Genomic DNA, 12,084 nt, shown 5'->3' with positions numbered 1-12,084 from the left:
CGCCCCCGCCGACCACCCCGGCCCGCCATCGCGCGCCGCGAGCGCGCCGCGCCCGGCCGCCCCCCGGCCGTGCCGGGGGCCGCCCTGTGCCGCCCGCTCGGCCGCACGTGCGCGGCCGACGCGGCACCGCAGGCACGGACGCACGGGGCCGGCCAGCACGGGCCGGCCAGCACTGCACCGCAGGCACGGACGCACGAGCACGGCCAGCACGGGCCTGGCCGACACGGCACAGCGGGAGTGGGCGCCGCCCGAGCGCGGGCGCCGCTGGGCGCGGGCGCCGCTGGGCGCGGGCGCCGCTGGGCGCGGGCGCCGCCGCTGGGCGCGGGCGCCGCTGGGCGCGGGCGCCGCTGGGCGCGCACAACCGAGCGCGCGCACAACCGAGCGCGGACACAACCGGGCGCGCACGGCGGGCACGGGCACGGCGGGAGCCAACGGCTCGCGCGAGCGTGATCGGCGCGTGTTAACCGAGCGGCACGCGACCGGCGGCCGCGGCCTCGACCGAGCAGCCCCGGCAGGCGCGCGCCGGCCGAGCGGCCTAGCGGGCGTGACCGGTGCCCCCGGTGAGCGGGACCCCGCCGGTGAGCGAGCGCGCGGAGTGCCCGAAGGGTGAGGCGCGGCCGGGTTCGGTCGGGCGTGCCTAGACTTGGGTAATGCCACTCAGCGGTGAATATGCGCCCAGCACTTCGGATTGGGCCCGGGAGCAGGCCGAGCAGTATGAGCAGTCGGGCGGCACCGTCGCCGGTGAGCTTCGGGGGCTGCCGGTCATCGTGCTCACCAGTGTCGGCGCCAAGTCTGGGAAGCTGCGCAAGACGGCGCTGATGCGGGTCGAGCACGATGGTGAATACCTTGTGGTCGCCTCGCGGGGTGGCGCGCCCGAAAATCCGGTCTGGGTTTACAACCTGCGCAACCACCCGCGCGTCGAGCTGCAGGACGGCGCTGAGAAGCATGACTATGACGCCCGCGAGCTCGACGGCGACGAGCGGGCGCGGTGGTGGGAGCGGGCGGTCGAAGCGTTTCCCAACTATGCCGAATACCAGCTCAAGACCGACCGATTGATTCCGATCTTCAAGTTGACCCGCACGGAAAGCTGAGCGGGCGAAATGCTGAGCGGGCGAAATGCTCACCGGCGAAATGCTCACCGTGGGCCGCTGACCGACGAACGGCAAGCCGACCGGGACGCAAGCTGACGACACCGACAAGCTCACCACGACCGCAAGCTCAACCCGGGCGCAAGCTGACGACACCGACAAGCTCACCACGATCGCAAGCTGAACCCGGGCCGCAAGCTGAACCCGGGCCGCAAGCTGAAAACGGAAAGCTGACCACGGCGGCAAGCTGACGGCAGAACGGCACGCTCAAAGCAGGACCAGGCACGCTCAAAACAGGACCAGGCACGCTCAAGGGGGACGGAACGCTGACGCGCCCGATCGAACCAACTGACCGAAAACCGGGTGCCGCCCGGGCATCGATGGCCGATCATGGGAGCATGCGTACGCCCCACCAGTCTGTTGACCGGCATGCCGGCCGCTCGGGGGAGCCCGCGGCTCGGGTGGGGGACGACCGGGCCGGTGATGAGCGGGCCGAGGCCATTCTGCCGCTGTCCGCGTCGGTCGATGACGGTGACCGGCTGGTGGACATTGTCGATCTTCTCGCGCTGGACGCGTTCACGACCGGGCGGGAGCCGTTCGGCCGCACCAGATATCTGGAAAATGTGCGGGCCGATGCCGCTTTGACCACCGACGACGCCCGGCTGGTGCGGGACGCGGTCGAGGAGGATTCGCACGGGCGGCTCAGTGTCGGCGACGGCTGGACGCTGCACGTGACCCGCTGGCTGCAGAGCCGCCGGGCGCGCGTGACCGTCACCGCGATCAGTGCCGAGCTGGCCGAGTCGGTGCTCGAGACGGCCACGCTGCACGCCGTCGAGGAGCCTGAGCCGGCGTCCGACAGCGTACCGATCGGGTTTTGGCATTTTGGTCCGCATGGACCGCGGCGGGTGCAGCGGGAGATCGACGCAGCGCCCTGGGCCAAGATCAGTGGGAATTATTCGGGGCCGGTCGGGGCCACGCTCGAGCGGCTGATGGAGCTCGACGGCTCCGTGGTCAACGGCCGCCTGCTGCTTCTGCACGGTGAGCCGGGCACCGGCAAGACGACGGCGCTGCGGGCGCTCGCCCAGCAGTGGCGTGACTGGTGCCAGGTCGACTGCGTGCTCGACCCGGAGCGCCTGTTCAGCGACCCGGCCTACCTCATGAGCGTGGCGCTGGGCAGCGGCGACGACGACGAGCCGCGCTGGCGCCTGCTGATGCTGGAGGACTGCGACGAGCTGATCAGCGGCGAGGCCAAGGCGAGCGCCGGCCAGTCGCTGTCGCGGCTGCTCAACCTCACCGACGGGCTGCTCGGTCAGGGCCGCAACGCGCTCATCGCGATCACGACCAACGAGGAGTTGGCGACCCTGCACCCAGCGGTGGTCCGGCCGGGTCGCTGCCTGGCCAGCATCGAGGTGGGCCGGCTCTCCTACACCGAGGCGGTCGCCTGGCTGGGCACCTCGCGGGGCATCGGCCCCGGTGGGGCCACGCTGGCCGAGCTGTACGCGTTGAAGACCGGCGCCGAACCCGTGACCGTCCCGAAGCCGGCGCCCTCGACCGGGATGTATCTCTAAGACAGCCGGTTGTGGGAGGGACCGCCGACGCGGTAGGGCGTGGTCACGTCCGTATAGGCCAGATGCGCGATCAACCCGTCGGCGGCGTGTTTCAGGTTGTGGCAGTGGTCGACCCAGATGCCCGGGTTGTCGGCCACGAACGCGATCACGTAGGTGTCGCCGTCGCCCACGTCGAGTGAGTCGAACCACCACGGGCTGCCGGTCGCGGCGGCCCCGTTGCGGCTGAGCACGACCGCGTGGTGCCCGTGCAGGTGCATCGGGTGCACTTCGCCGCTCGAGTTGGAGATCGTCATCCGCACGATGTCGCCGGTGCTGACCATGAACATCGGCACGTCCGGGAACTCGTGCCCGTTGATCGTCCACCACAGGCCGGGCTTGCCGTCGAGGAAGCCGATGCGCCGCCCGATCCGGTAGTCGAAGTTGCGGGTGGCCGCGGCCGGGTCGAACCCGAGCGGCGCCGGCGTGCCGTAGGTCAGCAGGTCGAGGGTGGCCGGCGGTTGAACGCCGGCGGCGAGCCCGGCCGACGCCAGAGCCGCCCCGGCGCCCACATCGACGCGGCCGGGCGCCGCGAACAGGAGATCAACCCGGCCGCCCGCGGTCACCAGAACCGACTTTGCCGAAATGTCCGACGGACCCACGACCGCGCGCCCGTCGACCGCCGCGACCCGGAACGACGAAACCCCGGAAACCCAGGCCCGCAACGGCCCCGAATCGGTGTTGATCAGCCGAGCCCGCACCACGCGTCCCGGTGCCGCCGACAGTGACGACACACCGGGCACGCCGTTGAGGGTCCGCCGCCCGTCGAACGTGTGCACGGCCAGCACCTGGTCGACATCGGACGCGACCGCATCCCCGCTGACGACCAGGGCCCCGAACAGCCCGCCCCGCACCTGCGCGTCCGACACCTGATGCGAGTGATACCAGTACGTGCCCGCGTCCGGCACCACGAACCGGTACACGAAGCTGCGCCCCGGCCCGATCGCGTCCTGCGTGACCCCGGCGACGCCGTCTTCCGCGTTGGGCACGTCGACGCCGTGCCAGTGCAGGGTCACCCCGTCGGGCACGTTCGCGTTGACCAGCGTGACCTGCACCAGCTGGCCGCGCACGGCGTGGATCACCGGCCCCGGCGTCTGCCCGTTCAGCGTGTAACGGCTCCCGTCCCGGCGCGCCGTCAACGTCACGGCGACGTCGGGCGCGACACCCGACGGGCTGGTGAGCGAGGCAACGCTCGTACCGCCGGAAGCGTGATGATGACCGCTTGCCGGACCACCGCCGAAGTCGGCGTAACCCATCTCCGCCATGTCGTAGGTCGCCGGAACCCGGCTGGCCTGCCAGAACCAGCCGATCGGGCCCAGCACGGCGAGGGTCGCGGCTGAGGCGACCGCGACCTTGAGCGAGCGGCGCACGGTCAGGCGGCGGCCGCGGGCGCCGGCGACTCGGCCAGGCGGGCCTTGCGCATCGCGATCGAGGCGACCGCGGCCAGGGCGAACGCGTTGATCGCGTGCAGCACGCCGATCGCCGGCAGCGCGTCGCCCCCGAAAGCGAGGACGATCTGCAGCACCAGGACGCCGAACGTGATCGCCGCCCATTTGACGCCGCCCGGGATGGCCGCGAAGAACGACACGATCAGCAGGAGCAGCGCGATGACCGGGATGACCATCTCGCCGAGCACGCTGTGCAGCGCGACACCGCCGTTGTGGGTGTCCTTCGAGTAGAACTGGCCGTCGTCGGTCTTCTTCTCGATGTCGAACAGTGCGAAGGCGATCGCCGCCGTCTGCACCACCACGCCGGCGGCGATCAGCATGGCGAGAATCCGGTAAACAAGGCGCACGATGGCCCTCCTCGGTCGGTCCGATCCGGACCGAGCCTAGCGAGACCCCGTTTGCCTCTTGCGCCCCACCGGGGGGTTGCGGTTTCCAGATGTACGCGGCGACCCCGTCGACAACCGCAACAAAGATCGCCGGCCGCCTTTGCCGACCACGCGGGCCCACCCTTACCGAATAGTCGACGGAATGGCGACGCCCGTCGCGGCGAGAAGCGACGACGGGCGCGAAAGAATCCGTGTTACTGGTGCTCGTAGGTGAGGCAGTCGGCGGTGTCGCCGGAAAGCCCGACGACGATGGCCGTCGCGTGGCACTCGAGGTCGGCGTTGTGCTTGCAGTCCGCCCTCTTACAGGCCCCGACCTGCGCGATCGCCTGGCCCATCCCGCCCTTCTCGGAGCTGTCGACGAACGTGTCGCACTCCGAGCTCGACTTGCCGATCGTGATCGCGAACGCGGTGCAGCCGTCATGGTTGTAGCCGCAACCGGTCACGGTGCAGGTCTGCACACGCGGCATTTCCATCATCTGCGTCATGCGATGCTCCTTGGGTTCCCCGCTTCGTTTACCCGTCGACGATAAACCATTTCCCCGTTCGCCAGAAACGACACCACGAATCACCATCAATAGGTTAGGCATTCCTAACGTTTCCGTTTGTCGATTGCCCGGCGCGTTCTCATTCCCCACCGCATGACGGCTTGAGGCCCCCGGCCCAGTAGGCTCCCCGCCCATGCGGATCACGGTCTTCGGCGCGACCGGCGGCACCGGTCGCCAACTCGTCCAGCAGGCACTCGACGCCGGCCACTCGGTCACCGCGGTGGTTCGTGACCCGGCGCGCCTGCCGATCCAGGGCGGCAACCTCACGACTCTGACCGCTGACGTCTTCGACCCGGCCGCCCTGGAACCGGCCGTGGCCGGCGCCGACCGTGTCGTTTCCGCGCTGGGCGCCAAGCCGAACGCCAAGATCCCCGTGCGGGCCCGTGGCGCCGAGGCGATCGTGGCCGCGATGCGGGCGACCGGCCGCCGCCGCCTCGTGGTCGTCACGTCGGCCGGCCACCTCCCCGACGCCGCCGACGGCTTCGTGACCAGGGCGGTGGTCAAGCCGCTGATCCGCACCTTCATGTCCGGCCAACTCGACGACTACGCGCGCACCGACGCCGCGGTCACGGGCAGCGGTCTCGACTGGACGATCGTGCGCCCGGGCTGGCTCAACAACGGCACCCACCGCCCCTACCGCACGTCGCTGGACCACGGCACCCCGGGCGCCAACTCGATCTCCCGCCACGACCTGGCCGATTTCCTGCTGTCGGCCGGCGACTCGACGATCGGCCACGCCGTCTTCATCGGCTACTGATTTCGTCGGCTACGGACTTCATCGGCTACGGACTTCATCGGCTACTGAGGAAGGCCCGGCGCCGGCAACACGCACGGATGCCCGGGGTCCTGGTGGACTCCGGGCATCCGGCCGTGAGGTTCTCAGTGCGCTAGATCAGCGTGTTCCAGATTAAGATCGCTCCCCCGGTAGGGATGAGGGTCGGCGCGGAACTGGATCCGACCGCGGCCGGCGCGAACGACACCGCCGAGATTCCGTCGGCCGGAGCGGTCGCGACGGTGAGCTTGCAGTAGGCAACGGTGTCCGAAGCCACACCGCAGACCTCGGTCACTCCGCCGGTGGCGCCGGCGGTTCCGTCGACATTCCAGCCGGTCCCGCCGGTGAAGCCCTTTCCGGTGATCTTGATGTAGTTCACATCGGCGGCAGTGCCCGACACATTCGCACCCCCGGTGCAGTCGGGCAGGGTGCCGGACTGGGTGCCGGCCGATGCGTTGATCGCGGTGACCCAGGTGTCCACGGCGGTGGCCACCGTGCCCGAGCAGGACTGGACCTTGGTGATGATCGCCGGATATTTCAGCGCGTTCACGTCCGCGGTTCCGGCGATGCCGTCGTGGACCACCATGATGCCGATGAAGTCTCCGGCCGGCGAGCCGGGCGGCACGGTGAGGTTGACACTGTTGGCGTCATTCCAGGTCACCGCCGTGGATGCGATGGTCGGAGAACCCGATACCACGCTGTAGACGTAACCGGTGACTTTCTCGAGCAGGAACGAGGCCGAGGTGCTCCCGGACGGAAGGCCGGTGACGGGGACGACGAGGTTGCCGCCGCCGGCCGGGTTCGCCGAAACGGTGCCGACGTAGTTCGCGACCAGCGGGGCGCGATAGAAGACCTCACTGGCGGCTGAGGCGCTGATCCCGCTGGAGGTCCCCGTGGCCGAGGTGTTCACCACCTGGACCTTGACGGATCCGGTGCCCAGGGCCGGGTTGCCCGCCAGAGCACCACTGCCCGGGGCAATTGACGGCACCGAGGCGATGATCTTGGTGTCGGAGATGACGCTGTACCGCGTCGCCAGCGTGAACCCGGTGGTGGCATTCGCCAGGGCGCCGAGGAATCGCACCTGAGAGCAGCTCGAGCCCGCGGCCGGATACGCGACCGCGGCGGTGTTGCAGCCCGAGTCGGCCGCGTTGTCGACCATCCCGGTAAAGCCGGTACCGGTGATCTCGATACTGGTTCCCGTGCTGACCACCTTGTTCGCGGGTGAGCCCGCGACGGAGACGCTGGTGATCGTCGGCAGCGGCAGAGTCGCGTGGGCGGGGGTGGCGAGAACCAGTCCACCGGCGACCACGGCGGCCGCGGTCAGTGCCTGAGCTCCACGGTGCGCGAGAGCCCTGGGTTTTGTACTCATCAAGAATCCTCCACATTGCCGCCGGGCAATCGCTCCGGCTTGGCTACTGATCCATTAACGTCAATGCTTGAAAGCCCGTGTGAGTGCGCCGGTCACTGCCGAATCGATCGCACCCGGTCGAACAAAGCGCAGAGATCCACCACCGAATGAGTAGCGCGGGGCCCTGTGTTCCCAGCGAATCGGACCAGCGGAACGACGACCTCGCCGTGCCGCCCTCCCTCAGCCGAAGCGGCGCCGTTGAACTGGGCGCCGCAGTTGTCCGATGGCAAGTCTTACAGGGCACACCATGATCATTAAGCGATTTGGTCACAGTTCCCGGCCCCACTTGACCGGCTCCCGCACCAGCCCGGTACGCCGACCAGAGATCGGACCTTTTCGACGGCGGACCAGCTCACTTCTCCATACCGGTCCACGAATCACATTTCGCCGGGCCGGCCTCGCCGCGATCCTTTTGTCGGCCAACCGCGGCTCGGGCGACTCCATCAGAACCGGCGCCCCGGGCAGATCCGCGATCTCCCCGCCCAGTCCGCGCGGCGGCGGACCGCACCCAGGCGCGCGATCCGCTCCCAGTTCCGCCCGTCCACCTCATACGACGTGCCGACCAGCAGCGCCGGGCACCGCGCCGGAACGTCCAAATGGGTCACCGCGAGGCCGTCCACCCCGCCGGCAACCTCGACCGCGGAGCGATGGGTCACCGCGTCGAAGTGCCCGACCCGGAACGAGCCCTGCCATTCCCCGGTCCCGCGGTGCGCCTCCGGCAGATCGAACGCCGCGTCCTCGGCCACGGACGGGCCCACGCCGTGCAGATCCGCACGACCCCCATTCGGCGAAACCACGGGCCCAGCGCCGACACATTGTCGAAGGTCGTCGTCGACCACGTCGTGCGCGGATGCCATCCGCGCCATTCGTCGAGCGGCACCCCCTGCGCGCCCCTGGAACACGCAGGGCCCTCGGCGAGCAGCCGTTCGGTGTAGCCGGAGTCCACGATTCGCACCCTCTGTCCGAACAGCGAGCGCCCCCGGATCGACGACCACGAACCGGGTCAGGTGGGTGGGCACGCCGCGCGGCGTGCCCGACCCGAACCGGGCGAAGGTGTGGTGCCGGCCGTCCCCGGTGACGCCGTTGTGCGCGGCCTGTGCGCGGCCGGCCGGCGCCCGCGCGTCGCCGGCAGGCCGTCTTCACAGCCGCTCGGCCACGCTGGGTGACCGAGTCGAGCGCGGGGTGCCGGGCGATGAAATACATCGCCAGCTCGCAGGAATCGCGTTTCTCGCCCCCGCCTTCGAGGATGATCGGGGCCGGGTCGTCGTCCCTCCGGTTGTCCGCTCGAAAGCGAAACCGGTCGCACGTGGCGTCGCCGACCGCTCCGAAGAGGATGTGCGGATCGGTCGCGTGCTCCATGAGGTCGTTGTCGCCCGGGGCTTCGCGGCACCTTGAGCAGCGCCCGGCTTCCGTCCACCGCGGACAGGCCGGCCAGGTCATCCGGCGCGACTCGTCGGCCGGTCCGGTACACGGCCCGCGGCGTACCCGGATCGGTGCCGCCGCGTTCCGCGAAAAGCCGGGCCGGCCGCGCGAAGGCCGCCGTGGCGGCTTCGTTCTCCGCCGCGCCGACCGCGTCCGGGTCGAGCCGGTGCTCTCGGCGAAGCCGGGAACCGAGCTCCGGACGTCACGCCGGCCAAGCCCGTGACAAAATCGGGCGAAACGGTGAGATCCGGGAGGGCAACGACGTGATGTGGCGACGGGCCGGCGCCCTGCTGGCCGCGGCACCACTGGTTCTGGCCGCAGCGTGCTCCTCCCCCGCACCGTCGCCCGCGCCGTCGCCGTCCGCCTCCACCTCGGTGCCGGCGGCTCCCTCGGCGCGCGCGCTGATCGCCCGGCCGCGCGCCGCCGGCACCTGGCCGGGCGCGAACGGCCTCTCCGGCGTCAACGGCGACCCGGTTCTCGACGCCGCCCACGTCGAGGCGTTCTGCACCGCCCGCGGCCGCCCGTGCGGCATCGCCCACACCTATACCGACCGCATTTCCTATCCCGAGATGACCGGCGGAACCGCCTGGACGTTCGACAATTTCGCCACGTTTCCGGGCCCACTCGTCGTATCGCAGGGCCTGGTCCCGAACGGCGGCGAGAGCGACATGGCGGGTTGCGCGGCCGGTCGGTTCGACACGCTCTGGCGCGCATTCGGCACCCTGATGGACACCACCGGCCGGGCCGATTCGATCGTGCGTCTGGGCTGGGAATTCAACGAGTCCACGATGGCCTGGCGCGGAACCGATCCGGCCGTCTACATCGGTTGTTTCCGGCATGCGGCGACGGCGATTCGGGCGACGAATCCGAAAGTGCTCCTCGACTGGACGATCAACGCCCATCACACGCCTCGCGGGATCTGCGGCGGCGTCAGCACGAATTGCTATCCGGGTGACGCGTTCGTCGACATCATCGGCATCGACAACTACGACCACTATCCCTGGTCGGCGACGAAGGCGGCCTTCGACCGTACGGCCGGGCGCGCGGAGGGCCTGAACTGGCTGCTCGCCTTCGCGAAGGCCCACCACAAGCCGTTCTCGGTCGGCGAATGGGGCGTGGTCCCGACCGGGGACGCCAAACGCGAGAACCCGGACTTCGTCACGTGGATGCACGCCTGGTTCGCCGCCCACGCCCCCGATCTGGCCTATGAGGCCTACTTCACGAATTGCGACGCGGGCGGCGTGCAGTCGAGCCTTTTCGATACGAGCGCGGGCTGCCGGCGTAATCCCGCATCGGCCAAGGTCTACCGGTCCCTGTTCCGGCGGTGACCGGCGGCGGGGTCCCTTAACACAGTCGGCGGGAACAGGCCGGCGATTCGCGGGACTTCGCGCGAAGCAAGGATTCCGGCGGGTAACAATCCAACGGTCTTCATGACTCTATGCAATTGCTTCCTCACGTTTGGTTACGCTTCCGGCGAGATGGCCCGCCAGCCGCTTTTCATGCGCGGGCCCACCAAAACCCCGACCAGCGGTCTGTCATGACCGTAGGAGGACCCCGCATGAGTAAGTCCAAGACCAACACCACCCGGCGACGGCTCGTCCGCGCCGGTCTCGCGACGAGCGCTGCCACCGCGCTCTTCGCCGCGGCCACGGCAAGCCCCGCCTTCGCCGTCGCGGGCACGCTGGCGCTCAGCCAGTCGACCGGTCCGGTCAATGGCGGCAACACCATCGTGGCGACGCTCGCGACCAACCCGACCACGCCTAACCCCACGGCCTTCACCAGCACGTCGGCCGTGCTCTTCGTGGCGCCGGTGGGCACGGCCACGGCCAGCTGCCCCGCAACCTACCCGACGGTCGCACCCTCCGCGACGATGGTGGTCAGCGGCTCGCCGAACCTCAAGCTGCTCGGCCCCTCGAAGCTGGCCATCGTGGTCCCGACCGGCCTCAGCGTGGTGAACACGAAGTACGCGGTCTGCTCCTACGCGACCGCCAACTCCGGCGCCCTGCTGATCGCCGGCTCGTCGTACACCGTCGGCACGCCGCCCACGATCGCCGCGGTCAACGGCCTCATCCCGGTGAGCGGCCCGGCGCAGGGTGGCACGACGATCACGGTGACCGGTAGCGGCTTCGTGGCCAACACGACGGCCGCCCCGAACAACACCACCGCCACCCTGGACGGCCTTCCGCTGACCAACATCAACGTCGCGGGCGGTGGCGGCAGCTTCACGGCCATCACCCCGGCCCACGCGCCGGGCGGCCCCTTCACGCTGACGGTCACGACGCCCGGTGGCACGGTCAACAACCTGGCCGGCACCACCACCAAGGCGAGCATGTTCAACTACACCAACGGCATCACCATCTCGCCGAACACCGCGCCGAACACCAACGGCTCCGCCGACCTCGACATTCTCGGCGTCGGCTTCGCCAACTTCACGTTCGACACCACGAACGGCAACACGCCCGACTCGGGAACGGCGCACGTCTACCTGACCAGCGGCGCGTACAACGCGACCGGTGCGAGCACCAGCACGACCGGCGTCAAGACCAACCCGGAGAAGACCGAGTGCATCAACGTGCTCGTCATCGCCGACACCGAGCTGCTGTGCAGCCTCCCGCTCAACCACACCTTCGACACGAGCGCCGCGCTTGTCGTCGGGCCGGTGGCTCGCACCGCGGCCGTGGTGACCACGAGCGGCTCGAAGACGATCACCTCGGCGAACGCGAGCTTCACCCAGGCCGATGTCGGTCTGCCGATCAACAACTCGGGTGACACCAACAGCACCTTCCCGGCGAACACGACCATCGCCTCGGTGCAGAGCCCGACCAGCGCCACCCTGTCGGCGAACGCGGGCTACACCAACAACCCCGCTCTCGCCAGCACCAGCATCGGTGGCCCGCTGCTCCTCGCCAGCGCGACCGGCTCGACCACGTCGAACAAGCTCACCGCGGTCAGCCCGCCGGTCTCGCAGGCCGCGGTCGGCCGCATCGTCACCTCGGCCGCCAACCTGACGCTGCCGGCCAACACCACGGTCACGGCGGTCAGCGCCGACGGCGCGACCATCACGCTGAGCGCCACGCCGACCGCGACGGCTCAGGCCACGGCGACTGACGTCTCCATCACGCCGTCGGTTCCGGTGACCAATGGCACCTACACCATCACCGTGGTCAACAACGGCGCGCCGTATGCCAACATCCAGGACCCGGACTTCCTGCCGACCATCATCTCGAGCGGCTCGACGTTCACGGTCGCCGACTACTGATCGACCGCACCACCCACTGATCCAACGGAACACCTCAGCGGGCCGGGGCAATATTATCCGGGCCGCGGCCGTTTCCGCCGGACAATCCCAGCCGCGTACACCCCCTGTGCAGGGCACCTACGCACAGGTACGCCGACGGATTCAGAGCGAAT

Annotated in this window: 10 protein-coding genes; 5 read left to right on the top strand and 5 right to left on the bottom strand. The window is 69.8% G+C overall.

Annotated elements, in window-relative coordinates:
* The first annotated feature begins 650 nt into the window (after positions 1-650).
* On the top strand, positions 651-1,091 hold the full coding sequence (locus AB0M88_RS51135; protein ID WP_364115252.1) for a nitroreductase family deazaflavin-dependent oxidoreductase: 441 nt from the start codon (positions 651-653) through the stop codon (positions 1,089-1,091).
* Positions 1,092-1,486: 395 nt separating this feature from the next.
* Positions 1,487-2,656: a DUF5925 domain-containing protein gene (locus AB0M88_RS51130; protein ID WP_364115250.1), complete on the top strand. Its 1,170-nt coding sequence runs from the start codon at positions 1,487-1,489 to the stop codon at positions 2,654-2,656.
* Here the strand turns inward: AB0M88_RS51130 and AB0M88_RS51125 are convergent.
* The 3 genes from AB0M88_RS51125 to AB0M88_RS51115 form a co-directional block, all read right to left on the bottom strand.
* The gene (locus AB0M88_RS51125; RefSeq protein WP_364115248.1) at positions 2,653-4,062 is read right to left on the bottom strand and encodes a multicopper oxidase family protein; all 1,410 of its coding nucleotides are present in this window, start codon (positions 4,060-4,062) and stop codon (positions 2,653-2,655) included. The two genes, AB0M88_RS51130 and AB0M88_RS51125, sit on opposite strands and share 4 nt — an antisense overlap.
* A 2-nt stretch (positions 4,063-4,064) precedes the next feature.
* On the bottom strand, positions 4,065-4,487 hold the full coding sequence (locus AB0M88_RS51120) for a hypothetical protein (protein WP_364115246.1): 423 nt from the start codon (positions 4,485-4,487) through the stop codon (positions 4,065-4,067).
* A 233-nt stretch (positions 4,488-4,720) separates the two neighbouring features.
* Positions 4,721-5,011 (bottom strand): DUF1540 domain-containing protein, encoded by a 291-nt coding sequence (locus AB0M88_RS51115; protein WP_364115244.1) that lies wholly within the window; start codon positions 5,009-5,011, stop codon positions 4,721-4,723.
* Positions 5,012-5,204: 193 nt separating this feature from the next.
* On the opposite strand from AB0M88_RS51115, the gene AB0M88_RS51110 reads away from it, so the two are divergent.
* A complete protein-coding gene (locus tag AB0M88_RS51110; RefSeq protein ID WP_364115242.1) occupies positions 5,205-5,828 on the top strand; it encodes an SDR family oxidoreductase in 624 nt (207 codons plus the stop codon).
* A 130-nt stretch (positions 5,829-5,958) separates the two neighbouring features.
* Here AB0M88_RS51110 and AB0M88_RS51105 read toward each other — a convergent pair whose 3' ends face one another.
* Together AB0M88_RS51105 and AB0M88_RS51100 are read right to left on the bottom strand one after the other, a co-directional pair.
* Positions 5,959-7,212, bottom strand: coding sequence for a hypothetical protein (locus AB0M88_RS51105; RefSeq protein ID WP_364115240.1), 1,254 nt, complete (start codon positions 7,210-7,212; stop codon positions 5,959-5,961).
* A gap of 482 nt (positions 7,213-7,694) precedes the next feature.
* On the bottom strand, positions 7,695-8,009 hold the full coding sequence (locus tag AB0M88_RS51100) for an adenylosuccinate synthetase (RefSeq protein WP_364115238.1): 315 nt from the start codon (positions 8,007-8,009) through the stop codon (positions 7,695-7,697).
* A 927-nt stretch (positions 8,010-8,936) separates the two neighbouring features.
* On the opposite strand from AB0M88_RS51100, the gene AB0M88_RS51095 reads away from it, so the two are divergent.
* Together AB0M88_RS51095 and AB0M88_RS51090 are read left to right on the top strand one after the other, a co-directional pair.
* Positions 8,937-10,001 carry a hypothetical protein gene (locus tag AB0M88_RS51095; RefSeq protein WP_364115236.1) on the top strand — a complete coding sequence of 355 codons (1,065 nt, stop codon included), beginning with the start codon at positions 8,937-8,939 and terminating at the stop codon, positions 9,999-10,001.
* A 230-nt stretch (positions 10,002-10,231) separates the two neighbouring features.
* The gene (locus AB0M88_RS51090) at positions 10,232-11,932 is read left to right on the top strand and encodes an IPT/TIG domain-containing protein (protein WP_364115234.1); all 1,701 of its coding nucleotides are present in this window, start codon (positions 10,232-10,234) and stop codon (positions 11,930-11,932) included.
* Positions 11,933-12,084 lie beyond the last annotated feature (152 nt).

Origin of the sequence: Actinoplanes sp. NPDC051411 (assembly GCF_040682075.1) — a bacterium.
Classification (GTDB): domain Bacteria; phylum Actinomycetota; class Actinomycetes; order Mycobacteriales; family Micromonosporaceae; genus Actinoplanes.
This window is presented reverse-complemented; position numbering and strand designations above follow the sequence as displayed.

Coding starts and splice junctions, on each gene's coding strand:
- AB0M88_RS51090 (WP_364115234.1), top strand. CDS start 10,232: ATGAGTAAGTCCAAGACCAACACCACCCGGCGACGGCTCGTCCGCGCC.
- AB0M88_RS51115 (WP_364115244.1), bottom strand. CDS start 5,011: ATGACGCAGATGATGGAAATGCCGCGTGTGCAGACCTGCACCGTGACC.
- AB0M88_RS51130 (WP_364115250.1), top strand. CDS start 1,487: ATGCGTACGCCCCACCAGTCTGTTGACCGGCATGCCGGCCGCTCGGGG.
- AB0M88_RS51105 (WP_364115240.1), bottom strand. CDS start 7,212: ATGAGTACAAAACCCAGGGCTCTCGCGCACCGTGGAGCTCAGGCACTG.
- AB0M88_RS51135 (WP_364115252.1), top strand. CDS start 651: ATGCCACTCAGCGGTGAATATGCGCCCAGCACTTCGGATTGGGCCCGG.
- AB0M88_RS51110 (WP_364115242.1), top strand. CDS start 5,205: ATGCGGATCACGGTCTTCGGCGCGACCGGCGGCACCGGTCGCCAACTC.